The organism is Enterobacter sp. 50588862, from assembly GCF_001462935.1.
GTDB classification, from domain to species: Bacteria; Pseudomonadota; Gammaproteobacteria; order Enterobacterales; family Enterobacteriaceae; genus Enterobacter; species Enterobacter bugandensis.
Window position 1 is genome coordinate 416721 of record NZ_LNHM01000007.1, and the last position, 24431, is coordinate 441151.

Annotated in this window: 25 protein-coding genes; 17 read left to right on the forward strand and 8 right to left on the reverse strand. The window is 57.3% G+C overall.

The genetic code is table 11. From position 1 onward, the window contains the following. The first annotated feature begins 8 nt into the window (after positions 1-8). From cheY to bglB, 7 genes are all read left to right on the forward strand, one after another. Complete coding sequence (cheY, locus tag APT89_RS02420; protein WP_008500431.1) at positions 9-398, forward strand: chemotaxis response regulator CheY; 390 nt, start codon at positions 9-11, stop codon at positions 396-398. Positions 399-408: 10 nt separating this feature from the next. Next, complete coding sequence (cheZ, locus tag APT89_RS02425) at positions 409-1053, forward strand: protein phosphatase CheZ (protein ID WP_028013643.1); 645 nt, start codon at positions 409-411, stop codon at positions 1051-1053. A gap of 148 nt (positions 1054-1201) precedes the next feature. Then, a complete protein-coding gene (flhB, locus tag APT89_RS02430; RefSeq protein ID WP_041909432.1) occupies positions 1202-2350 on the forward strand; it encodes a flagellar biosynthesis protein FlhB in 1149 nt (382 codons plus the stop codon). Then, on the forward strand, positions 2343-4421 hold the full coding sequence (gene flhA, locus APT89_RS02435) for a flagellar biosynthesis protein FlhA (RefSeq protein ID WP_045631222.1): 2079 nt from the start codon (positions 2343-2345) through the stop codon (positions 4419-4421). The genes flhB and flhA overlap by 8 nt, the downstream gene beginning before the upstream one ends. Then, positions 4418-4810: a flagellar protein FlhE gene (gene flhE / locus APT89_RS02440; protein ID WP_028013640.1), complete on the forward strand. Its 393-nt coding sequence runs from the start codon at positions 4418-4420 to the stop codon at positions 4808-4810. Before flhA ends, flhE begins: the two co-directional genes overlap by 4 nt. Positions 4811-5073: 263 nt before the next feature. Continuing rightward, on the forward strand, positions 5074-6657 hold the full coding sequence (locus APT89_RS02445; protein WP_041909434.1) for an MFS transporter: 1584 nt from the start codon (positions 5074-5076) through the stop codon (positions 6655-6657). A 4-nt stretch (positions 6658-6661) separates the two neighbouring features. Then, positions 6662-7801: a beta-galactosidase BglB gene (gene bglB / locus APT89_RS02450; protein WP_041911995.1), complete on the forward strand. Its 1140-nt coding sequence runs from the start codon at positions 6662-6664 to the stop codon at positions 7799-7801. 34 nt (positions 7802-7835) lie between these two features. On the opposite strand, the gene argS is transcribed toward bglB, so the two are convergent. Beyond that, on the reverse strand, positions 7836-9569 hold the full coding sequence (gene argS, locus APT89_RS02455; RefSeq protein WP_028013635.1) for an arginine--tRNA ligase: 1734 nt from the start codon (positions 9567-9569) through the stop codon (positions 7836-7838). 239 nt (positions 9570-9808) lie between these two features. On the opposite strand from argS, the gene APT89_RS02460 reads away from it, so the two are divergent. Together APT89_RS02460 and cutC are read left to right on the forward strand one after the other, a co-directional pair. Then, positions 9809-10369: a VOC family protein gene (locus APT89_RS02460; RefSeq protein WP_041909435.1), complete on the forward strand. Its 561-nt coding sequence runs from the start codon at positions 9809-9811 to the stop codon at positions 10367-10369. A gap of 78 nt (positions 10370-10447) precedes the next feature. Beyond that, entirely contained in the window at positions 10448-11191 is a 744-nt protein-coding gene (gene cutC, locus APT89_RS02465; RefSeq protein ID WP_041909437.1) for a copper homeostasis protein CutC, read from the forward strand. Between the two features lie 120 nt (positions 11192-11311). Here cutC and cmoB read toward each other — a convergent pair whose 3' ends face one another. Genes cmoB through APT89_RS02490 form a run of 5 tightly spaced genes read right to left on the reverse strand, consistent with a single transcriptional unit; the run spans position 11312 to position 14893 of the window. After that, the gene (gene cmoB, locus APT89_RS02470; protein ID WP_028013632.1) at positions 11312-12283 is read right to left on the reverse strand and encodes a tRNA 5-methoxyuridine(34)/uridine 5-oxyacetic acid(34) synthase CmoB; all 972 of its coding nucleotides are present in this window, start codon (positions 12281-12283) and stop codon (positions 11312-11314) included. Next, entirely contained in the window at positions 12280-13023 is a 744-nt protein-coding gene (gene cmoA / locus APT89_RS02475) for a carboxy-S-adenosyl-L-methionine synthase CmoA (RefSeq protein WP_041909439.1), read from the reverse strand. Before cmoA ends, cmoB begins: the two co-directional genes overlap by 4 nt. Before the next feature lie 40 nt (positions 13024-13063). Further along, positions 13064-13459 (reverse strand): MAPEG family protein, encoded by a 396-nt coding sequence (locus APT89_RS02480; protein ID WP_028013630.1) that lies wholly within the window; start codon positions 13457-13459, stop codon positions 13064-13066. A gap of 52 nt (positions 13460-13511) precedes the next feature. Next, positions 13512-14330 carry a DUF72 domain-containing protein gene (locus APT89_RS02485; RefSeq protein ID WP_060571704.1) on the reverse strand — a complete coding sequence of 273 codons (819 nt, stop codon included), beginning with the start codon at positions 14328-14330 and terminating at the stop codon, positions 13512-13514. Further along, positions 14327-14893: a hydrolase gene (locus APT89_RS02490; RefSeq protein WP_041909443.1), complete on the reverse strand. Its 567-nt coding sequence runs from the start codon at positions 14891-14893 to the stop codon at positions 14327-14329. The genes APT89_RS02485 and APT89_RS02490 overlap by 4 nt, the downstream gene beginning before the upstream one ends. A 264-nt stretch (positions 14894-15157) precedes the next feature. On the opposite strand from APT89_RS02490, the gene aspS reads away from it, so the two are divergent. The 6 genes from aspS to ruvB all read left to right on the forward strand — a co-directional run bounded on the left by aspS (position 15158) and on the right by ruvB (position 20413). After that, positions 15158-16930 carry an aspartate--tRNA ligase gene (gene aspS, locus APT89_RS02495; protein ID WP_041909445.1) on the forward strand — a complete coding sequence of 591 codons (1773 nt, stop codon included), beginning with the start codon at positions 15158-15160 and terminating at the stop codon, positions 16928-16930. Between the two features lies 1 nt (position 16931). Further along, positions 16932-17375 carry a dihydroneopterin triphosphate diphosphatase gene (nudB, locus tag APT89_RS02500; RefSeq protein ID WP_041909447.1) on the forward strand — a complete coding sequence of 148 codons (444 nt, stop codon included), beginning with the start codon at positions 16932-16934 and terminating at the stop codon, positions 17373-17375. 27 nt (positions 17376-17402) lie between these two features. Beyond that, positions 17403-18143 carry a YebC/PmpR family DNA-binding transcriptional regulator gene (locus APT89_RS02505; protein WP_003859747.1) on the forward strand — a complete coding sequence of 247 codons (741 nt, stop codon included), beginning with the start codon at positions 17403-17405 and terminating at the stop codon, positions 18141-18143. A gap of 34 nt (positions 18144-18177) precedes the next feature. Continuing rightward, entirely contained in the window at positions 18178-18699 is a 522-nt protein-coding gene (gene ruvC, locus APT89_RS02510) for a crossover junction endodeoxyribonuclease RuvC (RefSeq protein WP_060571705.1), read from the forward strand. A gap of 80 nt (positions 18700-18779) precedes the next feature. Continuing rightward, positions 18780-19394 (forward strand): Holliday junction branch migration protein RuvA, encoded by a 615-nt coding sequence (ruvA, locus tag APT89_RS02515; protein WP_028013624.1) that lies wholly within the window; start codon positions 18780-18782, stop codon positions 19392-19394. An 8-nt stretch (positions 19395-19402) separates the two neighbouring features. Continuing rightward, a complete protein-coding gene (ruvB, locus tag APT89_RS02520; protein ID WP_028013623.1) occupies positions 19403-20413 on the forward strand; it encodes a Holliday junction branch migration DNA helicase RuvB in 1011 nt (336 codons plus the stop codon). A 52-nt stretch (positions 20414-20465) separates the two neighbouring features. Here the strand turns inward: ruvB and znuB are convergent, their stop codons facing one another. Together znuB and znuC are read right to left on the reverse strand one after the other, a co-directional pair. Beyond that, positions 20466-21251: a zinc ABC transporter permease subunit ZnuB gene (gene znuB, locus APT89_RS02525; protein ID WP_041909449.1), complete on the reverse strand. Its 786-nt coding sequence runs from the start codon at positions 21249-21251 to the stop codon at positions 20466-20468. Next, complete coding sequence (znuC, locus tag APT89_RS02530; protein WP_028013621.1) at positions 21248-22003, reverse strand: zinc ABC transporter ATP-binding protein ZnuC; 756 nt, start codon at positions 22001-22003, stop codon at positions 21248-21250. The genes znuB and znuC overlap by 4 nt, the downstream gene beginning before the upstream one ends. 77 nt (positions 22004-22080) lie before the next feature. Between znuC and znuA the strand changes: the two genes are divergently transcribed. After that, entirely contained in the window at positions 22081-23025 is a 945-nt protein-coding gene (gene znuA / locus APT89_RS02535; RefSeq protein WP_041911996.1) for a zinc ABC transporter substrate-binding protein ZnuA, read from the forward strand. Between the two features lie 15 nt (positions 23026-23040). Then, the gene (mepM, locus tag APT89_RS02540; RefSeq protein WP_028013619.1) at positions 23041-24360 is read left to right on the forward strand and encodes a murein DD-endopeptidase MepM; all 1320 of its coding nucleotides are present in this window, start codon (positions 23041-23043) and stop codon (positions 24358-24360) included. Positions 24361-24431: the final 71 nt, after the last annotated feature.

Here is a 24431-nt window from a genome sequence, read left to right on the forward strand (position 1 = left end):
ATTATTTTATGGCGGATAAAGAGCTTAAGTTTTTGGTTGTGGATGACTTTTCCACCATGCGTCGCATTGTGCGCAACCTGCTGAAAGAGCTGGGCTTCAACAACGTTGAAGAAGCAGAAGACGGCGTGGATGCGCTGAACAAACTGCAGGCTGGCGGGTTTGGTTTTGTCATCTCCGACTGGAACATGCCGAATATGGACGGTCTGGAGCTACTGAAAACTATTCGTGCGGACGCGGGCATGGCGTCTATGCCGGTGCTGATGGTCACTGCAGAAGCGAAAAAAGAGAACATCATTGCCGCTGCACAGGCGGGCGCAAGCGGCTACGTGGTGAAGCCATTCACCGCAGCGACCCTGGAAGAGAAGCTCGGTAAGATCTTCGAGAAACTCGGCATGTGAGGTGTTGGTGATGATGCAACCTGCAATGAAACCCGTTGAAGAACACTCGCCGAGCGACATCATCGTCCGCATCGGCAGCCTGACGCGCATGCTGCGTGACAGCCTGCGTGAACTGGGGCTGGATCAGGCCATTGCCGAAGCGGCGGAAGCGATCCCGGACGCCCGCGACCGTCTGGACTACGTTGTGCAGATGACCGCTCAGGCAGCTGAGCGTGCGCTGAACAGCGTTGAAGCCTCACAGCCGCATCAGGATGCGATGGAAAAGGGCGCGAAAGCCCTGACCCAACGCTGGGATGAGTGGTTTGAGAACCCCATCGAGCTGGCGGATGCCCGCGAACTGGTGACTGACACCCGTCAGTTCCTGGGGGATGTGCCGGGCCACACCAGCTTCACCAACGCCCAGCTGCTGGACATTATGATGGCGCAGGATTTCCAGGATCTGACCGGTCAGGTCATCAAGCGCATGATGGATGTGATTCAGGAGATTGAGCGCCAGCTGCTGATGGTGCTGCTGGAGAACATCCCGGAACCGGCTGCCCGTCCAAAACGCGAGAACGAAAGCCTGCTCAATGGCCCGCAGCTCGACGCCAGCAAGGCGGGCGTCGTGGCAAGCCAGGATCAGGTGGACGACCTGCTGGACAGCCTCGGCTTCTGATTGTCCATTCCGCCTCAGGGGGGTTACGCCGCCTGAGGCGGTTTACGACAAAATCACCGAAAAGAGCCCGAATAAACGGGCTTTTCCCGCCATTGGATTTCCGCTGCGCTGGCATGATACCCGTGACGTAATGGGCTGAGCATGCACTGTGGCAGAAGAGAACGACGACAAAACGGAAGCCCCCACACCCCACCGACTAGAAAAGGCGCGTGAGGAAGGGCAGATCCCCCGATCCCGAGAATTGACCTCCCTGCTGATCCTTATCGTAGGCGTGTGCATTATCTGGTGGGGTGGGGAGTCGCTCGCCCGCAAGCTGGCGGGGATGCTCTCCACCGGCTTACGTTTTGACCACAGCATGGTCAACGACCCGAATCTGATCCTCAGCCAGATTATTCAGCTGATAAAAGGGGCCATGGTTGCGCTGCTGCCCCTGATTACCGGCGTGGTGCTGGTGGCGCTGGTCTCCCCGGTGATGCTGGGCGGGCTGGTCTTTAGCGGAAAATCGCTGCAACCTAAATTTTCAAAACTGAACCCGCTGCCGGGCATTGCGAAAATGTTCTCGGCGCAGACCGGGGCCGAGCTGCTCAAGGCTATTCTCAAATCGGTGCTGATGGGCAGTTCCGCAGGATTTTTCCTCTGGTACCACTGGCCCGAAATGATGCGCCTTATCAGCGAGTCGCCCCTTACCGCGATGAGCAATGCGCTGAACCTGGTTGGGCTTTGCGCGCTGCTGGTGGTGCTCAGCATTATTCCGATGGTGGGTTTTGACGTTATCTTCCAGCTCTATTCCCACTTCAAGAAACTGCGAATGTCACGTCAGGACATCCGCGACGAATATAAGCAGATGGAAGGTGACCCGCACGTGAAGGGGCGCATCCGGCAGATGCAGCGTGCCGCCGCCCGTCGCCGCATGATGGAAGATGTGCCGAAGGCGGACGTCATCGTTACCAACCCGACGCACTATTCCGTGGCGCTGCGCTATGACGAAAACAAAATGAGCGCGCCGAAAGTGGTGGCAAAAGGGGCGGGGCTGATTGCATTGCGCATCAGGGAAATTGGTACCGAAAACCGCGTGCCGATCCTGGAAGCACCTCCGCTGGCGCGAGCCCTTTACCGCCACGCGGATATCGGACAACAGATCCCTGGACAGCTCTACGCCGCGGTGGCGGAAGTGCTGGCCTGGGTATGGCAGTTGAAGCGCTGGCGTCTGGCCGGCGGTCAACGGCCTGTCAAACCTGAGAACCTTCCGGTGCCTGCCGCGCTGGATTTTATGAACGAGAAGGACACTGATGGCTAATCTGGTGGCAATGTTGCGCCTGCCCGGCAACCTGAAATCGACCCAATGGCAGATCCTTGCCGGGCCGATCCTCATCCTGTTAATTCTGTCGATGATGGTACTGCCGCTCCCGGCGTTCATCCTCGATCTGCTTTTCACCTTCAATATTGCGCTGTCCATTATGGTGCTGCTGGTGGCGATGTTCACCCAGCGCACGCTGGAGTTCGCCGCGTTCCCGACCATTCTGCTGTTTACCACCTTGCTGCGGCTGGCGCTGAACGTGGCCTCCACGCGTATCATCCTGATGGAGGGCCACACCGGCGCGGCAGCGGCGGGTAAGGTGGTCGAGGCCTTCGGCCACTTCCTGGTGGGCGGGAACTTCGCTATCGGTATCGTGGTGTTCGTTATCCTCGTGATCATCAACTTTATGGTTATCACCAAAGGTGCGGGGCGTATTGCGGAAGTGGGCGCCCGTTTTGTGCTGGACGGGATGCCGGGCAAGCAGATGGCGATCGACGCCGATCTGAACGCCGGGCTTATCGCTGAAGATGAAGCCAAAAAACGCCGTGCGGAAGTGACCCAGGAGGCGGACTTCTACGGCTCCATGGACGGTGCGAGTAAGTTTGTGCGCGGGGATGCCATCGCGGGCATCCTGATCATGGTGATTAACGTGGTCGGCGGCCTGCTGGTGGGGGTACTGCAGCACGGGATGGACATGGGCCATGCGGCGGAAAGCTATACGCTGCTGACCATTGGTGACGGTCTGGTCGCACAGATCCCGGCGCTGGTTATCTCCACTGCGGCGGGCGTTATCGTGACCCGCGTCAGTACCGATCAGGACGTTGGCGAGCAGATGGTGGGCCAGCTCTTCAGTAACCCACGCGTGATGCTGCTGGCGGCTGCGGTGCTCGGGCTGCTCGGCCTGGTGCCGGGGATGCCAAACCTCGTGTTCCTGCTGTTTACGGCGGGGCTGCTGGGGCTGGCCTGGTGGATGCGTGGTCGTGAGACCAGGCCGGCTGCGGAACCGGTTCCGGTGAAAATGCCGGAGAACACCCAGGCCGTAGAAGCGACCTGGAACGACGTTCAGCTGGAAGATTCCCTGGGAATGGAAGTGGGGTATCGCCTGATCCCGATGGTGGATTTCCAGCAGGATGGAGAGCTGCTTGGCCGCATCCGCAGCATCCGTAAAAAATTCGCTCAGGACATGGGCTTCCTGCCGCCGGTGGTGCATATCAAGGACAATATGGACCTGCCGCCTGCGCGCTATCGTATTCTAATGAAGGGTGTTGAAATTGGCAGCGGCGATGCTTACCCGGGACGCTGGCTGGCGATTAACCCTGGCACTGCAGCAGGCACGCTGCCGGGCGAGCAGACCGTCGATCCGGCCTTTGGCCTGGCGGCAATCTGGATTGAAAGCGCGCTGAAAGAGCAGGCGCAAATTCAGGGTTATACGGTTGTCGAAGCCAGTACCGTGGTGGCAACCCACCTTAATCACCTGATTGGGCAATTCTCGGCCGAGCTGTTTGGCCGTCAGGAAGCGCAGCAGCTTCTCGATCGCGTGACGCAGGAGATGCCGAAGCTGACGGAAGACCTGGTGCCGGGCGTGCTGACGTTAACTACGCTGCACAAGGTGCTGCAAAACCTGCTTGAGGAAAAAGTGCCGATCCGCGATATGCGTACCATCCTGGAAACCCTTGCCGAGCATGCGCCGCTGCAGAGCGATCCGCACGAGCTGACGGCGGTGGTGCGCGTGGCGCTGGGGCGTGCGATCACCCAGCAGTGGTTCCCGGGGACCGGCGAAGTCCAGGTGATTGGACTCGATACGCCGCTTGAACGCCTGCTGCTGCAGGCCCTGCAGGGCGGCGGCGGCCTCGAGCCTGGCCTGGCGGATCGCCTGCTGGAGCAAACTCAGGAGGCGCTGGCGCGTCAGGAGATGCTGGGCGCGCCGCCGGTGCTGCTGGTCAACCACGCGCTGCGTCCGCTGCTGTCGCGCTTCCTGCGCCGCAGCCTGAATCAGCTTGTTGTGCTGTCGAATCTGGAGCTGTCGGATAACCGCCATATCCGTATGACGGCAACGATTGGAGGAAAATAATGAAATGGCTATGGATTTTGCTCTTCCCGCTGGCGGCTCAGGCTGCCGGGGAAGGGACCTGGCAGGCAAGCAGCATGGGCGTGACCCTCAGCAACCGGGGTGTCGCCATGTCTTCTAATCCGCTGTCGCCCTCTGAAACGGTTTCTGGTCAGATGGGGATGGTGGTGTGGAACTACAGGCTCATTGGCCCAACGCCAGCCGGACTGCGGGTGCGCCTCTGCTCACAGACCCGCTGCACGGAAATCGACGGCGAAAATGGCACAACGCAGGCGTTCAACGGCGTGCCGGCCATTGAACCTTTACGTTTTATCTGGGAAGTGCCAGGCGGAGGACGTTTGATCCCGGCGCTGAAGGTGCAGAGCAATTCTGTCATCGTCAACTACCGCTAGCTGCCTGCCTTTGTCACCAGCCATCAGTCAATTCTGATGGCTGTCTCGCAAAATTGACCTCACCTTTTGATGCAACAGAAACGCTGTTTTATAAATTAGTGACACGCGTGACGCGACTCTTTGCATTTTTGCCATTTACCCTGCCCGTGATGGCAGAAACAGAAAGGTATCAGGACGTCGTTGCATTTACTGTAGCCGTGTAAAAACTCCCCGATGAGCCTTACTTGCAGGGAGTCTCCCAAATTTGCTTAGGGTTGACGGCAATGAAAACACGTAAAATTGGACTCGCAAATTATCTTGCTTACGGGGCAGGCGATTTTCTCGGGGCCGGTACGACCGCCCTGACGGCGGCCTGGCTTTTGTATTTTTATACCACCTTCTGTGGACTCACACCGATTGAAGCAACCTTCATCTTTGCCGCTGCGAGGGTGCTGGATGCTGTTGTCAGCCCGTTAATGGGCTTTTTGACGGATAACTTCGGTACGACCTGGCCTGGAAAGCGCTTTGGTCGCCGTAAGTTCTTTATCCTGCTAGGCATTCCGTGCGTGTTCAGCTACTCGTTGATGTGGGTAGGGGACATGAATTTCTGGTACTACCTGCTGACCTATCTGGTGTTTGATATTGTCTACACCATGATTCTGGTGCCTTACGAGACGCTGGTGCCGGAAATGACCGACGACTTCAAACAGAAAACCAAGTTCTCCGGGGCGCGTATTTCTATGGCGCAGATGTCAGCGATTCTGGCCTCCTTCCTGCCGGGGATCCTGCTCACCCACTTCGGTAAAGACAACGCCATCTCATTCTTTTACGCAAGCCTGGTTTTCTCCGTGCTGTGCGCCCTGATGCTTACCTTTGTCTGGTTCTTTACCTGGGAGCGCCCGCGTGAGGAGTGGTCTGAAGCGGCGCTGCGTGCCGAAGAAGAGAAGAAGAAACTGACGCTGGGGCAAAGCATCAATCGTCTATTTGTCGAATTAAGCTCTACGCTGCGCATCAAGATTTTCCGCCAGCATCTCGGCATGTACCTCGGCGGCTACATCGCACAGGACGTATTTAACGCAGTCTTCACCTACTACGTGGTGTTTGTGCTGATGCAGGAAGCGTCAATGGCGTCCAACCTGCTGGGCACGATGGCTATCTTCCAGTTCCTCGCCGTGATCGGGATGATCCCGCTGTGTATTCGCTTCGGACCTGCGCCGTCCTACCGCATGGTGGTGGTGCTGTTTGGCCTGGCGTCTCTCTCTTACGCCATGCTCTATTACGCCGATCTGAGCGACGTCTACGCTCTGCTGTTACTGATCTCTGCGGTGGCTGGGCTGGGTCGCGGCGGTATTAACTACGTGCCATGGAATACCTATACCTACATTGCTGACGTGGATGAAGCGATCACCGGCCAGCGCCGGGAAGGGATTTTCGCCGGCATCATGACCCTGACCCGTAAGGCGTCACAGGCCGGTGCGGTGATGCTGGTGGGCATCGTGATGCAAATGTCCGGCTTTGTCAGCGGTCAGAAGGTACAGCCTGCTGAAGTGAGCCACACCATTCTGCTGATCCTGAGCGTGGGCACCATCCTGGTGCTGTTCTGCGGTTTCCTCGTTTCCCTGCGCTTCAGGCTTAATTTGCAGACCCACCGCACGCTGCGCGAGGAGACCGCGAAAATGCGTGAGTGTGGTCATGCGATGCCGGAGTCAGCGACGCCACACGCCCGCGCCACCGTCGAGATGCTGGCCGGTATGCCTTATGAGTCACTGTGGGGCAATAACAACATCGGTTATCTGAATCGCAATAAGCCAGCTGCATCTTCGCTGAAGGATCGCGCGGTACTCAATTCGACATACAACAGAGGTTAAGATGATGAAAGTTTGGCCTGTCAAACATAGCCCGCTATTGCGTCAGCCAGAGCGCTTTATCGCCCGGGACGAGCTGAAATCGCTGATTCAAAAAGTGACGCACAACCTGGTCAATATCCACGATAAAACGGGTGAATTTTTGCTGCGGCTGGACGACGGGCGCGTGATCGACACCAAAGGCTGGGCCGGATGGGAGTGGACGCACGGCGTCGGCCTGTATGGCATCTGGCAGTACTACTGCCAGACCGGTGACGAAGGGATGCGCAACATTATCGACAGCTGGTTTGCCGACCGCTTTGCGGAAGGCGCCACCACCAAAAACGTCAATACGATGTCGCCGTTTCTGACGCTGGCCTATCGCTACGAAGAGAGCAAAAACCCGGCCTGGCTGCCGTGGCTGGAAAGCTGGGCGGAGTGGGCGATGAATGAGATGCCACGCACCGAACACGGCGGTATGCAGCACATCACGCTGGCGGAAGAGAATCATCAGCAGATGTGGGACGACACGCTGATGATGACGGTGCTGCCGCTGGCGAAAATCGGCAGGCTGCTGAATAAGCCGGAGTACGTAGAGGAGGCGATCTATCAGTTCCTGCTCCACGTGCAGAACCTGATGGACCGGGAGACGGGGCTGTGGTTCCACGGCTGGAGCTACGACGGCAATCATAACTTTGCCCGGGCCCGCTGGGCGCGCGGCAACAGCTGGCTGACCATCGTGATCCCGGACTTCCTTGAGCTGGTGGATCTGCCGGAAAACAACGCCGTGCGCCGTTATCTGGTGCAGGTGCTGAAGGCGCAGGTTGCCGCGCTGGCAAAATGTCAGGACGAAAGCGGGTTGTGGCATACGCTGCTGGACGATCCGAACTCGTACCTGGAAGCATCCGCCACGGCAGGGTTTGCCTACGGGATCCTGAAAGCGGTGCGGAAGCGCTATGTTGAGCCTGAATATGCTGACGTTGCTGAAAAAGCGATTCGCGGCATCGTGAAAAATATCTCGCCGGAAGGGGAGCTGCTGCAAACGTCGTTCGGGACGGGAATGGGCAGCGATCTTGAGTTTTATCGCCAGATCCCGCTGACGTCGATGCCGTATGGCCAGGCGATGGCGATTCTCTGTCTGACAGAGTATTTGCGGAAATACTTCTGATAATAAAAAACCCGGCGTTTGCCGGGTTTCTTTTTTACATACGTTCTACGGTTTCGATACCCAGGGTATCCAGACCCAGCTTCAGAGTCTTCGCCGTCAGCTGAGCCAGCTTCAGGCGGCTGTTACGCACCGATTCATTTTCTGCAGACAGAATAGGGCAGTGCTCGTAGAAGCCGGAGAACAGACCCGCCAGATCGTACAGGTAAGCACACATCACGTGCGGCGTGCCGTCACGCGCGACAACCGTCAGCGTCTCTTCGAACTGCAGCAGACGCGCCGCCAGCTGTGCTTCACGATCCTCCGTGATGGTCACTGTAGCATTCGCCAGCACGCTTTCATCAATGTTCGCCTTGCGGAACACGGAGAGCACGCGGGTATAGGCGTACTGCATGTACGGCGCCGTGTTGCCTTCAAACGCCAGCATGTTGTCCCAGTCGAAGATGTAGTCGGTGGTGCGGTTCTTGGAAAGATCCGCGTATTTCACCGCGCCGATACCGACGGCGTTGGCCAGTTTTTCCAGTTCGTCAGCAGGCATGTCCGGGTTCTTCTCCGCCACCAGGCGACGGGCGCGCTCCAGCGCTTCGTCCAGCAGATCGGAAAGCTTCACGGTACCGCCCGCGCGGGTTTTGAACGGCTTGCCGTCTTTACCCAGCATCATGCCGAACATGTGGTGTTCCAGCGGCACGCAGTCCGGCACGTAACCGGCTTTACGCACGATAGTCCACGCCTGCATCAGGTGCTGGTGCTGACGGGAGTCGATGTAGTACAGCACGCGGTCGGCGTGCAGGGTTTCGTAACGGTATTTCGCACACGCGATGTCCGTGGTGGTGTAGAGATAGCCGCCATCCTTTTTCTGGATAATCACGCCCATCGGTTCGCCTTCCTTGTTTTTGTACTCATCAAGGAACACTACCGTTGCGCCTTCGCTCTCCACCGCCAGGTTTTTGGCCTTCAGGTCCGCCACAATGCCTGGCAGCATCGGGTTATACAGGCTTTCACCCATCACGTCGTCGCGGGTCAGGGTCACGTTCAGACGGTTATAGGTAAGCTGGTTCTGGGACATGGTGATGTCAACCAGCTTGCGCCACATCTCGAGGAAGTATTGATCCCCGCCCTGCAGCTTCACCACGTAGCTGCGGGCGCGCTCGGCAAAGGCTTCGTCTTCGTCATAGTGCTTTTTGGCTTCGCGGTAGAACCCTTCCAGGTCCGCCAGCGCCATTTCACCCGCGTTTTCCTGCTGCTGTTTTTCCAGGTAAGCAATCAGCATGCCGAACTGGGTGCCCCAGTCGCCCACGTGGTTCGCGCGGATCACCTTGTGACCGAGGAACTCAAGGGTGCGTACCGCGGCGTCACCAATGATGGTGGAGCGCAGGTGGCCTACGTGCATCTCCTTCGCCACGTTCGGGGCTGAGTAGTCGACCACCACGGTCTGCGCTTCCGGCTGGGAAACGCCCAGACGGTCAGATTTCAGCGCCGCGTCAACGTGGCTCGCCAGGAACGCAGGCTCAAGGAAAATATTGATAAAGCCCGGACCAGCAATTTCGGTTTTGCTGGCAATGCCGGAGAGATCCAGATGCGTCAGTACCTGCTCAGCGAGCTGTCGCGGCGGCATGCCCAGTTTTTTAGCCACTGCCATCACGCCATTAGCCTGATAGTCGCCAAACTGTACTTTTGCTGACTGACGAACCTGCGGTTCGCAATCCGCAGGTGCGCCTGCGGCAATCAGTGCCTGACTGACTTTTTCGGAGAGAAGAGCCTGAATATTCACCTGGATACCTTACGTTTTTGATGCGGGCTTACAACCGCCCGCGCCAGTTAAAGAATTTAGGGCGGGAGTATACTGCAAATGCCTTCTGGCGTCAGCATTGCGGGGCCCGAAGATTGCTCAGAATCCAGGCTAAGAAAGCGTGCATAACCATGCAGTCATAAAAAGCCGGATTCTGCGGTTGGTCAAAACGGGGCAACGGAGTAAATTAGCGGCTTTGCGACACGAAAAGAGACTGACTTATGGCGAACTGGCAATCCATTGACGAACTGCATGATATTTCCGCAGATTTACCGCGCTTCACAAAGGCGTTCACAGAACTTGCCACCCGTCTTGGTCTGGATATCGTGCCGCTTGAGGCGGATCACATTTCCTTGCGCTGCCACCAGAATGCCACCGCCGAGCGCTGGCGTCGCGGGTTTGAACAGTGCGGCGAGCTGCTCTCTGAAAACATCATCAATGGACGCCCCATTTGTCTGTTCAAACTGCATGAGCCGGTGAACGTGGCGCACTGGCAGTTCACCGTGGTTGAACTGCCGTGGCCGGGCGAGAAACGCTATCCGCACGAAGGCTGGGAGCATATCGAAATCGTCCTGCCGGGTGAGCCGGAAACGTTGAACGCGCGCGCCCTGGCCCTGCTGTCAGACGACGGGTTAAGCAAGCCGGGGATTGTTGTGAAGACGAGTTCACCCAAAGGCGAGCGCGAGCGTCTGCCTAACCCAACGCTGGCCGTGACGGACGGGCAGGTGACCGTGAAATTTCATCCCTGGACCATTGAGCAGATTGTTGCCAGCGAAGCCTGAGAGTTGTGATTCGTCGCTGAGACACGAAACGAGAGGCGTGCAATGATGGCGCGTTGAGCTGATTTTAAGGAGAAGCAGATGGCGCTGCTGGAGATTTGTTGTTACAGCGTGGAATGTGCCGTAACGGCGCAACAGATGGGAGCTGACCGTATTGAGCTATGCGCCGCCCCGAAAGAAGGGGGGTTAACGCCTTCATACGGCGTGTTGAAGTCTGCCCGCCAGGCCGTCACCATCCCGGTCCACCCGATTATTCGCCCTCGCGGCGGCGATTTTTGTTACACGGCGGGCGAGTTCAGTGCCATGCTTGAAGATATCGCGCTGGTTCGTGACCTGGGCTTCCCGGGGCTGGTTACCGGCCTGCTTGATGAGGATGGTCACGTCGACTTGCCGCGCATGCGCCTGGTAATGGATGCCGCGAAAGGAATGGCCGTCACATTTCATCGTGCGTTTGATATGTGCAAAGATCCCCTGCAAGCGTTTGATACGCTTGCAGAACTTGGCGTGGCGCGCGTCCTGACATCGGGACAGCAGTCTTCGGCGGAAAAAGGTCTGCAATTAATTACGGAACTAAAAGCACATTCCGGTGTTCCAATAATAATGGCGGGTGCGGGAGTCCGTGCCAGCAATCTGGAACGGTTTTTAAACGCCGGGGTGGAAGAGCTTCACAGCTCTGCGGGGAAATGGATACCTTCACCCATGCGTTATCGCAATACAGGGCTGTCAATGTCGACGGATGCTGAAGCGGATGAATATTCTCGCTACGGCGTAGAGGGAGAGTCGGTTGCGGAAATGAAGTCGCTGATTGAGCGTCATCACGTGTAGCAACGTACCGATTTTTACCGCGCATCATGTCGCCCAATATGATGCTTGCTTGTACCAGGCCCCTGCAATTTCAACAGGGGCCTTTTTTTATCCCCTCACCCGACAGAGGAGAGGGAAAAACTACGGCTTGGTCGCAATCAACACCGCACGCATCGGTGCAGGATAGCCTTCAACGGTTTTGCTGTGGTCGGCCGGGTCGAGGAACTGCTCCAGCGATTCGGTGATCATCCAGTCGGTGCGGCGCTGCTCTTCGATAGACGTTACGCAAACATCGGCAATGCGCACATCCACAAATCCGCATTTCTCCAGCCAGTTTTTCAGCGCCAGCGCGGACGGGATGAAGTAAACGTTGCGCATCTGCGCGTAGCGATCGCCCGGCACCAGAACCGCATGCTCATCGCCTTCAATCACCAGCGTCTCCAGCACCAGCTCGCCGCCGCTGACCAGCTGATCTTTGAGCTGCCACAGGTGTTCAAGCGGGGAACGACGATGATACAGCACGCCCATCGAGAAGACGGTATCGAACGCTTTCAGGGCAGGGAGCTGCTCTATGCCCAGCGGCAGCAGATGCGCGCGCTGGTCGTTGCCGAGCAGTTTTCGCACCGCCTCAAACTGGCACAGGAAGAGCTGCATCGGGTCGATGCCGACCGCCAAATGGGCTCCCGCGCCAATCATGCGCCACATGTGGTAACCGCTGCCGCAGCCTACGTCCAGAATGGTGCGCCCGGTCAGGTCGGAAAGGTGCGGCAGTACGCGATCCCACTTCCAGTCTGAGCGCCACTCGGTATTGATGTTCACGCCGTACAGCGAGAACGGCCCTTTGCGCCACGGCATTAAATTACGCATCAGCGTTTCGATGCGGTTGATCTGCCCGGCAGGGAGCGGCTCTGCGCTTTCCGCCGTCACGCTGTGCAGTAAATCCAGACGATGCGGCGTCAGCTCCGGCAGATACTCCACGGCATTTGACCACTGCTTTAACAGGCCGTGCTGCTGATCGCGCTGCCAGGCGGCAATCTGCGCCGGCAGGGTCTCCAGCCAGTGGGAAAGATGGTTTTTAGCAATCAGCTGATAAAAGTTGCTGAATTCAATCATGCGGCATCCCCGGCTTTAAGCGCCACCAGAGAGCCAAAGTTAAAGCACTGGAACCACAGTTCGCTGTGCTCAAAACCGGCTTTGTGCAGGCGCGCTTTATGGGTTTCCACGGAGTCCGTCAGCATCACGTTTTCCAGCATGCTGCGCTTCTGGCTGATCTCCAGCTCGCTGTAGCCGTTCGCCCGTTTGAAATCGTGGTGCATGTTGAACAGCAGCTCGCCTACTTTGGCATCCTCAAAGCTGAATTTCTCAGAAAGCACCAGCGCGCCGCCGGGATTCAGCCCCTGGTAAATTTTGTCCAGCAGCAGCTGGCGGTCTTCAGGCACCAGGAACTGCAGGGTAAAATTCAGCACTACCATCGAGGCGTTGTTAATCTCGATCTCGCGGATATCGCCTTCCACCACGTCCACCGGAACGGGGGCTTTGTACGCGTCAATATGGCGACGGCAGCGTTCCACCATGGCCGGGGAGTTATCGACGGCAACGATTCGGCAGCCATCGTGATGAATGTTACGACGTACCGACAGCGTTGCCGCGCCGAGCGAGCAGCCCAGGTCATAGACCTGCGTACCGGGTTGAACGAAGCGCTCAGCCAGCATACCGATCATAGAGATAATATTGGAATAACCGGGAACAGAGCGCTGGATCATATCCGGGAAGACTTCGGCTACCCGTTCATCGAAGGTCCAGTCGCCCAGGCTGGCGATAGGCGCGGAAAAAAGCGTGTCGCGATCTGACATAACGTAAAAATCCGGGAAAAATAAAGTGGCGTATTGTGCGCTAATGGAGGGAGAAAACCAACTCCCACGGCATATACCACAGGTTAGCCAGCACCATCAGCAAAAGCGAACACCAGGTCGCGCTCATGCCGGAACGACGCCAGCGGAATAAACGGTGGTGAAAGCCGTAATAATGCATTAACCGGCCAGCAATAAGCATCAGGCCACAAATATGCACCATCCAGGTTTCCGCGCCATTCATCTCCATAAACAGCAGCAGGATGAGAGCAACGGGAATGTATTCCACCGCATTACCGTGAATGCGAATAGCGCTTTGCAGTTCGGAGAAACCGCCGTCGCCGTAAGAGACGCGGTACTGCATCCTGAGGCGCACAACATCAAATGAAAATTTAATCAGCAGTAACGCACCTAACACCGCATACAGCGCGCTGACCATACTAACTCCCTGTTTTTTGGCAGATGGCACTTCACTATGATAGGGGGTGATATCAGAAAAGAGAAGATTGTTGTGGGATGGAAGGGACGCTGCCCACGGACGGCACCGCGGCCTGCAAGGCCTGCCACAGAGCATCGACCAGTTCGGGCGCCTGAGCAATATCCGGCGTGTGCAAAAAGAGGTACGGCGTGGTGGCTTGCTCCCAGCTCGCGAGTTTTTGCAGCCAGACGGCGAACATCGCCTGATTTTGCTGCATATTGTCGCTGCCGATGAACCTGACCATCGGGTTCTGTGCGGTCACGATGGCGTGGACCGGCACTTTCGGTTTTTTACGCTGAGCATCAACGATGGCCTCGTTATGCGGTACCGCGCTGTGCACCGGACGACTGTCGAGGATCACCCGGTTAACGGAACGATCCAGCAGGCCCCGGTTGAGCGCTTTTTCGGCTTCGCCTTTCGCAAAGAAGTCCTGGTGTCGGACTTCCACGCTGTAGGTGAATTCGCGGGGCAGGGCATCCAGGAACTGCCACAGGGCGGGCAAATCGCGCGGGCCAAACGTGGCGGGAAGCTGGAGCCAGTATTGTCCAATTCGGTTCGCCAGCGGCGACATGCGCGTGAAAAATTCTTCCGTTAAGTCCCCGCAGTTGCGCAGCGCGGCCTGGTGGGAAATGGTCGCCGGAAACTTAAAGCAGAAACGGAAATCGTCCGTTGTTTGCTCCCGCCAGCGTTCGACTATCTCGGCTTTGGGCAGCGCATACAGCGTGGTGTTACCCTCGACGCAGTTAAAGTGTCGGGCATACTCTTCAAGGCTGGTAATGCCCAGGCGCACCCATTTCGGGTGCGACCACTGGGGCAGGCCCACGTACATCATAGCGCGCTTAAAATCTCATCCGTGCTGCGCACGCGTCCGATGCGCGGGAAGATATGGGTCATGCTGCCCTGATGCTGTTCCGCGGAAGCCGCGCTGCAGGCATCTTCAGCAATTACCAGATTAAAGCCCAGCTCCCAGGCGTTACGGGCTGTCGATTCCACGCCGATGTTGGTGGATATGCCGCACAGAATAATGGTGTCGATACCGCGGCGGCGAAGCTGCAGCTCAAGGTCGGTCCCGTAGAACGCGCCCCACTGGCGTTTAGTTACTTCGATATCGCTGTCGCGTTTGCCCAGCGACACCGGGTACGTCCACCAGTTTTCCGGCAGGGCATGTGCGGGCGCCTGGGCATCAACGGGCTGTTTTAACGCCTCGGCGAAATCAGCGGACCAGCCGACGCGTACCATGACCACAGGGGCACCGCTGGCGCGGCACTTCTCGGCCAGGCGAGCGGTGCGGCTGACGACTTCATCCGCTGCGTGTGGGCCACCGGCGAAGGGCAGGATCCCTTCCTGTAAATCAATCACAACAAGCGCGGTTTTGCGGGCATCAAGTGTTAACATCGTCACTCCAGGTAAATTAATCACTTCCGTAACACCTTACGACGTGATGACCTGTTATCGGTCGGATAATTTTGTTAATTTTTGTGAGAATGCGCAATAAGAGTGCAGCAAACGACCGTCTGGCGGTGGTTCGCTCTTATCGTCCGGCGGAATTTCCAGTATAATAGCCGCCTTTTTTCATCCAGTTGTGACATACAGAAAGCTGCGACATAGTAGCCTGCATACCAGGCGACATTTAGCCTGCGGCTAATTAAGGGATATCTCATGCGTACAGAATATTGCGGGCAGCTGCGTCAGTCCCACGTCGGACAGCAGGTCACCCTGTGTGGTTGGGTCAACCGTCGTCGTGATCTTGGTAGCCTTATCTTCATCGATATGCGCGACCGTGAAGGTATCGTTCAGGTGTTCTTCGACCCGGATCGCGCAGATGCGCTGAAGCTGGCCTCTGAGCTGCGTAATGAGTTCTGCATTCAGGTCACCGGCACCGTGCGTGCGCGTGACGAGAAAAACGTTAACGCAGACATGGCGACGGGCGCTATCGAAGTGCTGGCGTCCGATCTGGTTATCATCAACCGTGCCGAAGCGCTGCCGCTGGACTCCAACCACGTCAACACTGAAGAAGCGCGTCTGAAATACCGCTACCTGGATCTGCGTCGTCCGGAAATGGCACAGCGCCTGAAAACCCGTGCGAAAATCACCAGCCTGGTGCGTCGCTTTATGGATGACCACGGTTTCCTCGATATTGAAACCCCGATGCTGACCAAAGCGACGCCGGAAGGCGCGCGCGATTACCTGGTGCCATCCCGCGTCCACAAAGGCAAATTCTACGCGCTGCCGCAGTCACCGCAGCTGTTCAAACAGCTGCTGATGATGTCCGGCTTCGACCGCTATTATCAAATCGTTAAGTGCTTCCGCGACGAAGACCTGCGCGCTGACCGTCAGCCAGAATTTACCCAGATCGATGTGGAAACTTCCTTCATGACCGCCGAACAGGTGCGTGAAGTGATGGAAGCCCTGGTGCGTAGCCTGTGGAACGACGTGAAGGGCGTTGAGCTGGGCGATTTCCCGATCATGACCTTCGCCGAAGCGGAACGTCGCTACGGCTCCGACAAACCAGACCTGCGTAACCCGATGGAGCTGGTGGACGTGGCTGACCTGGTGAAATCCGTTGAGTTCGCGGTATTCGCGGGACCGGCTAACGATCCGAAAGGCCGCGTGGCTGCCCTGCGCGTACCGGGCGGCGCGGCGCTGAGCCGTAAGCAGATTGATGACTACGGCAACTTTATTAAGATCTACGGCGCGAAAGGTCTGGCCTATATTAAAGTGACCGAGCGTGCGAAAGGTCTGGAAGGGATCACCAGCCCGGTGGCGAAATTCCTGAACGCGGACATCGTGGGTGCGATCCTTGAGCGCACCGGTGCGCAGGACGGCGACATGATCTTCTTCGGCGCAGACAACAAGAAAGTCGTTGCGGATGCGATGGGCGCGCTGCGTCTGAAGCTCGGCAAAGACCTGAACCTGACCGATGAAAGCAAATGGGCGCCACTGTGGGTTATCGACTTCCCGATGTTTGAAGACGACGGTGAAGGCGGCCTGACCGCGATGCACCACCCGTTCACCTCGCCAAAAGAGATGACGGCGGCAGAGCTGAAAGCGGCGCCGGAAGAGGCAGTGGCAAACGCTTATGACATGGTTATCAACGGCTATGAAGTGGGCGGCGGCTCCGTGCGTATTCACAGCGGTGAAATGCAGCAGACCGTGTTCGGCATTCTGGGTATTAACGAGCAGGAGCAGCGCGAGAAGTTTGGCTTCCTGCTGGACGCCCTGAAGTACGGCACGCCGCCGCATGCGGGTCTGGCCTTCGGTCTCGACCGTCTGACCATGCTGCTGACCGGCACCGATAACATTCGTGACGTTATCGCCTTCCCGAAAACCACTGCCGCAGCGTGTCTGATGACCGAAGCGCCAAGCTTTGCCAACCCGGCAGCGCTGGCCGAGCTGGGCATTGAAGTGGTGAAGAAGGAAGAGAAAAACTGATATGGCATATAAGCTTCCCGTTTCTGTCCTGGTGGTCATTTATGCAGAAGACACGAAGCGGGTGCTGATGTTGCAGCGGCGCGATGACCCTGAATTCTGGCAGTCGGTTACCGGCAGCCTGGAAGAGGGGGAGACCGCGCCGCAGGCCGCCGCGCGTGAAGTAAAGGAAGAGGTCACCATTGACGTTGCTCATGAGCAACTGACCCTGAAGGACTGTCAGCGCACGGTGGAGTTTGAAATTTTTAGCCATTTACGTCATCGCTATGCGCCGGGCATTGAGCGCAACACGGAGTCGTGGTTCTGTCTCGCGCTCCCCCATGAGCGGGAGATCGTGTTTACCGAACACCTGAACTACCGCTGGGTGAACGCGGCGGATGCCGCCGCACTGACCAAGTCGTGGAGCAACCGGCAGGCGATTGAAGAATTTGTAATTAACGCGGCCTGAGAAGGCGCGATTTTTGGAGAACTTTTTATGGCAGGTCATAGTAAGTGGGCCAACACCAAACACCGTAAAGCGGCACAGGATGCCAAGCGCGGTAAGATCTTTACCAAAATCATTCGCGAGCTGGTGACAGCAGCGCGTCTGGGCGGCGGCGACCCGGCTTCTAACCCACGCCTGCGCGCGGCGGTAGATAAAGCGCTGTCTAACAACATGACGCGTGACACCCTGAACCGTGCTATCGCACGCGGCGTGGGCGGTGATGAAGACGCGAACATGGAAACCATCATTTATGAAGGTTACGGCCCTGGCGGTACTGCGGTGATGGTTGAATGCCTGTCCGACAACCGTAACCGTACCGTTGCGGAAGTGCGCCACGCGTTCACCAAAACCGGTGGTAACCTGGGCACTGACGGCTCCGTAGCTTACCTGTTCAGCAAAAAAGGCGTCATCTCTTTCGAGAAAGGCGACGAAGATGCGATCATGGAAGCGGCGCTGGAAGCGGGTGCGGAAGACGTGGTGACCTACGATGATGGTGCCATTGACGTCTACACCGCGTGGGAAGAGATGGGTGCCGTGCGCGATGCGCTGGAAGCGGCGGGCCTGAAAGCGGACAACGCTGAAGTCTCCATGATCCCGTCCACCAAAGCGGATATGGATGCAGAAACCGCACCGAAACTGCTGCGTCTGATCGACATGCTCGAAGACTGCGACGACGTGCAGGAAGTGTACCACAACGGTGAAATCTCTGATGAGGTTGCAGCGACTCTCTGATGAGAGCCTGTAAACCATTTACGGGAGACGCGTGATGTCGATTATCCTCGGGATTGACCCCGGCTCGCGCGTCACCGGGTATGGCGTTATCCGTCAGGTGGGACGCCAGCTAACCTACCTCGGCAGTGGATGCATTCGCACCAAAGTGGACGATCTGCCGTCGCGCCTCAAGCTTATTTATGCGGGCGTATCGGAGATCATCACCCAGTTTCAGCCAAACTATTTCGCCATTGAGCAGGTCTTTATGGCGAAGAACGCGGATTCGGCGCTTAAGCTCGGTCAGGCGCGTGGGGTGGCCATCGTGGCTGCGGTGAACCAGGATCTGCCGGTGTTCGAATACGCCGCGCGTCAGGTTAAGCAGACGGTGGTGGGCATCGGTAGCGCGGAGAAGAGCCAGGTGCAGCACATGGTGCGCACCCTGCTGAAGCTTCCCGCGAACCCGCAGGCCGACGCCGCCGATGCGCTGGCGATTGCGATTACCCACTGCCACGTCAGCCAGAACGCGATGCAAATGAGCGAGTCGCGGCTCAATCTGGCGCGAGGCAGGTTACGATAATCAGAAATCAGGCTGGATAAACATCCAGCCTTTTTTTATTATGTCGGCAGTTAATTTCTCCCAGAACGCAGGAGCGTCACGTGATAGGCAGACTCAGAGGCATCATCATTGAAAAACAACCCCCGTTAGTGCTGCTGGAAGTGGGTGGCGTGGGCTATGAAGTCCATATGCCGATGACCTGCTTCTACGAGCTGCCGGACGCGGGCAAAGAGGCGATTGTCTTTACCCAGTTTGTGGTGCGTGAAGACGCTCAGCTGCTATACGGCTTTAACAACAAGCAGGAACGCACCCTGTTTCGCGAGCTGATTAAAACCAACGGTGTGGGGCCTAAGCTGGCGCTGGCGATTTTGTCCGGCATGTCCGCTCCGCAGTTTGTGAATGCCGTTGAGCGTGAAGATCCCGCGGCGCTGGTTAAGCTTCCGGGCATTGGTAAGAAAACCGCAGAGCGTCTGATTGTTGAGATGAAAGACCGCTTTAAAGGTCTGCACGGCGATCTGTTCACTCCGGCTGCCGATTTGGTTCTGACTGCTCCGGGTGCGCCTGCCTCTGATGATGACGCCGAGCAGGAAGCGGTTGCCGCGCTGGTGGCGCTGGGCTATAAACCTCAGGAGGCCAGCCGGATGGTGAGCAAAATTGCCAAACCGGACGCCAGCAGTGAAACTCTGATTCGTGAAGCGCTGCGCGCTGCATTGTGAGGTAAAGGATGATTGAAGCAGACCGCCTGGTATCGGCAGGCACCCTTCAGGCAGAAGACGTGGTGGATCGTGCGATCCGCCCGAAGCTGCTTGATGAGTACATCGGCCAGCCGCAGGTACGTTCCCAGATGGAGATTTTCATCCAGGCGGCAAAGCTGCGCGGCGATGCGCTCGATCACCTGCTGATTTTTGGCCCGCCGGGGTTAGGGAAAACTACCCTGGCGAATATCGTCGCCAATGAAATGGGCGTCAACCTGCGTACCACCTCCGGCCCGGTGCTGGAGAAAGCGGGCGATTTGGCGGCGATGCTGACCAACCTTGAACCGCATGATGTGCTGTTTATCGATGAGATCCACCGCCTGTCACCGGTGGTGGAGGAAGTGCTCTATCCGGCGATGGAAGATTACCAGCTGGATATCATGATCGGCGAAGGCCCGGCCGCGCGCTCCATCAAAATCGATCTGCCGCCGTTTACCCTGATTGGCGCCACGACCCGCGCCGGGTCGTTGACCTCTCCGCTGCGCGACCGCTTTGGCATCGTTCAGCGTCTGGAGTTTTATCAGGTACCCGATCTTCAGCATATCGTGGGGCGCAGCGCGCGCTACATGGGGCTGGATATGAGCGAAGAGGGGGCATATGAAGTGGCGAAGCGTTCCCGCGGTACGCCGCGTATTGCCAACCGCCTGCTGCGCCGCGTGCGTGACTTTGCTGAAGTGAAGCACGATGGTTCGATTTCCGCCGAGATCGCCGCCCAGGCGCTGGATATGCTGAACGTCGATGCTGAAGGCTTTGACTATATGGACCGCAAACTGCTGCTGGCGGTGCTGGACAAGTTCTTTGGCGGGCCGGTCGGGCTGGATAACCTGGCGGCGGCAATTGGCGAAGAGCGTGAGACTATCGAAGATGTGCTGGAGCCGTATCTGATCCAGCAGGGCTTCTTACAGCGTACCCCACGTGGTCGTATGGCGACGGTGCGGGCGTGGAATCATTTCGGTATTACGCCGCCCGCGATGCCGTAAGTAGCAATAAATTGTAGCCCCGGTAAGCGAAGCGCCACCGGGGACATGCTCACTACTGCGCGGTCTTTTTCATCATACTGAAAACAAACAACACCGCCGCGCTCAAGACCACCGACGGTCCGGCTGGCGTGTCATAAAACGCCGAAAAGGTTAACCCGCCCGTGACGGCGATCATCCCGATAACCACCGCGATACCGGCCATTTGCTCTGGCGTACGTGCAAAACGGCGCGCCGTGGCGGCAGGGATAATCAGCAGCGACGTGATGATCAGTGCCCCGACAAACTTCATCGCCACGCCAATCGTTAACGCCGTAACCAGCATCAGTAGCAGCTTCACGCGCTGCAGCTTCACGCCGTCGACGAAGGCTAAATCCGGGCTGACGGTCATTGCCAGTAAATTCCGCCACTGCCACAGCAGAATACCCAGTACCACCACCACGCCAATGGCGATCGCGATGAGATCGTCAGGCGTTACGGCCAGCAGATCGCCGAACAGGTAGGCCATCAGGTCAACGCGGATATTTGACATCAGGCTAACAACGACCAGACCCAGCGACAGCGCGCTGTGCGCCATGATGCCAAGCAGCGTATCAATCGCGAGGTGAGGACGCTTCTCCAGCCAGACCAGACCGGCCGCCAGCAGCAGCGTGACCACAATCACCGCGTAAAAGGGATTCACATCCAGCAGCAAACCAAAGGCAACGCCCAGCAGCGACGCATGCGCCAGGGTATCACCGAAGTAAGACATTCTGCGCCACACCACAAACGAGCCGAGTGGGCCTGCGGCGCAGGCAAGCATAACCCCGGCCAGCCAGCCGGGCAGTAACAGTTCAATCATGAGTGTCCATTTCCCCGACGCAGAACGATTCGTCCCTGCAAATCATGGCGGTGATTATGATGATGGCGATAAATGCCAAGCTGTTCAGCGCCGCGAGGGCCGAACATGGAGATAAATTCCGGGTGCATTGAGACCACTTCAGGCGTGCCGGAACAGCAAATGTGATGGTTGAGACACAGCACTTCGTCGGTTTTCGCCATCACCAGATGCAGGTCATGGGAGACCATCAGCACGGCGCAGTTCAGTTCGCGGCGCAGCTGGTCGATCAAATCATAAAGCGCGACCTGACCATTGACGTCCACGCCCTGGGTTGGCTCATCCAGCACCAGCAGCTGCGGGCTGCTCAGCAGCGCACGGGCCAGCAAAACGCGCTGCGTCTCACCGCCGGACAGCTTCTGCAACGGCGCATCGATAAGGTGGCCCGCCTGCACGCGCTTCAGCGCCGGGAGAATATCGGCTTTTCGCGTGCCGGGACGCAGACGCAGAAAACGATTTACCGTCAGCGGCAGGGTGGCGTCCAGATGTAATTTTTGCGGCACATAGCCGATCCGCAATTTTTCCTCACGCGTAATTACACCTTCATCCGGTGTAACCAGACCCAGCACCACGCGCACCAGAGTGGATTTACCTGCGCCATTGGGGCCGAGCAGCGTCAGAATTTTTCCGGGCTTGAGATCCAGCGATACGTCAGAGAGGACGCGGCGCTGGCCAAAGGAGACCGAAATATTGTCGAGAGAAACCAGAGTCGTCATGTCAATTTAAGCTTGAAGAAGTCAACGAATGTTATAATATCACATTCCACGCATTCACTACGATGATTAGTCGCATTATGTTACATAAAAATACGCTTCTTTTCGCAGCATTATCCGCTGCCCTTTGGGGAACAACCGCACAAGATGTTAACGCTGCCGTTGTTGCTTCGCTTAAACCGCTTGGATTCATCGCGTCGGCCATTGCCGATGGGGTAACGGAAACCCAGGTTCTGCTCCCTGACGGGGCCTCAGAGCATGACTATTCTCTGCGTCCGTCTGATGTAAAACGCTTACAAAACGCAGACTTAGTTGTCTGGATTGGTCCGGAGATGGAAGCATTCATGCAGAAATCCGCCAAACAGGTTGCTGATGAAAAACAGGTCGCGATTTCCGGGCTTTCCGGCGTGAAACCGTTGCTCATGAAAGGGGCGGATGATGACGGTGACGAACATGACCATCACGCTGCAGAGGGTGAAAAAGGTGATGGAGATCACCATCACGGCGAGTACAACATGCATCTCTGGCTATCCCCAGAGATAGCGCGGCTTTCAGCGGTTGCAATCCATGACAAATTAGTGGAACTTATGCCGCAAAGTCGAGCCAAACTAGACGCCAACCTGAAGGATTTTGAGGCACAATTAGCCGCAACCGATAAGCAGGTAGGTAATGAGCTCGCACCGTTGAAAGGAAAAGGGTATTTCGTTTTTCATGACGCCTACGGCTACTACGAAAAACACTACGGCCTGACCCCGCTTGGGCACTTTACCGTCAACCCTGAAATTCAACCTGGTGCGCAGCGTTTACATGAAATCAGAACACAGTTGGTTGAGCAGAAAGCGACATGCGTTTTTGCTGAGCCACAGTTCAGGCCAGCGGTCGTAGAAGCCGTGGCCAGGGGAACATCCGTGCGCATGGGAACCCTTGACCCGCTAGGTACGAATATCCAGTTGAGCAAAGCGAGCTATTCGCAGTTCCTCAGCCAACTGGCGAACCAGTATGCGAGCTGCCTGAAAGGAGATTAACGAGGAAGTGAATACGTGCAACAGATAGCCCGCTCTGTCGCCCTGGCATTTAACAATCTGCCTCGACCCCACCGCGTTATGCTGGGGTCGCTTACAGTTCTCACCCTAGCGGTCGCCGTCTGGCGGCCCTATGTTTACCACCCGAGTTCTGCCCCTATCATTAAAACCATCGAGCTTGAAAAGAGCGAGATCCGCTCTTTGCTGCCTGAAGCCAGCGAGCCTATCGACCAGGCCGCTCAGGAAGATGAAGCTATCCCTCAGGATGAACTGGACGATAAAACCGAGAACGAAGCGGGGATCCACGAATACGTTGTCTCTACCGGTGACACGCTGAGCAGCGTGCTCAACCAGTACGGTATCGACATGGGCAATATCAGCCAGCTGGCCGCTGCGGATAAAGACCTGCGTAACCTGAAAATCGGGCAACAGCTCTCCTGGACATTAACGGCGGATGGCGATCTTCAGCGTTTGACCTGGGAAATGTCCCGCCGCGAAACCCGTACCTATGACCGCACTGCAAACGGTTTCAAAATGACCAGTGAAATGCAGAAAGGCGACTGGGTTAACAGCGTGATGAAAGGTACCGTGGGCGGAAGCTTTGTTTCCAGCGCCCGTGATGCGGGCCTGACCAGCGGTGAAATCAGCGCGGTGATCAAAGCCATGCAGTGGCAGATGGATTTCCGTAAGCTGAAGAAAGGCGATGAGTTTTCCGTCCTGATGTCCCGCGAAATGCTGGACGGCAAGCGCGAGCAGAGCCAGCTGCTGGGGGTGCGTCTGCGCTCCGAGGGAAAAGATTACTACGCCATTCGCGCTGAAGATGGCAAGTTCTATGACCGCAGCGGTACGGGCCTTGCGAAAGGCTTCCTGCGTTTCCCGACGGCGAAACAGTTCCGCGTCTCCTCTAACTTTAACCCGCGTCGTCTGAACCCGGTTACCGGGCGCGTTGCGCCTCACCGCGGGGTAGACTTCGCGATGCCGCAGGGCACGCCGGTGCTGTCCGTTGGCGATGGCGAAGTAGTGATGGCAAAACGCAGCGGTGCTGCGGGCTATTACGTGGCTATCCGTCACGGTCGTACCTATACCACCCGCTATATGCACCTGCGCAAGCTGCTGGTCAAACCGGGGCAGAAAGTGAAACGCGGCGACCGTATCGCGCTCTCCGGCAACACCGGACGCTCTACTGGCCCGCATCTGCACTATGAAGTGTGGATCAACCAGCAGGCCGTGAACCCGCTGACGGCCAAACTGCCGCGCACCGAAGGCCTGACAGGTAAAGATCGTTCCGATTACCTGGCGCAGGCGAGAGAGGTGATACCGCAGCTGAGCTTAAACTAAGCTCTCTGTTTTGTGAAAAAAGCCGGTGTCAGCATGCGCCGGCTTTTTCTTTTGTGCGTGGGCGACTGCCT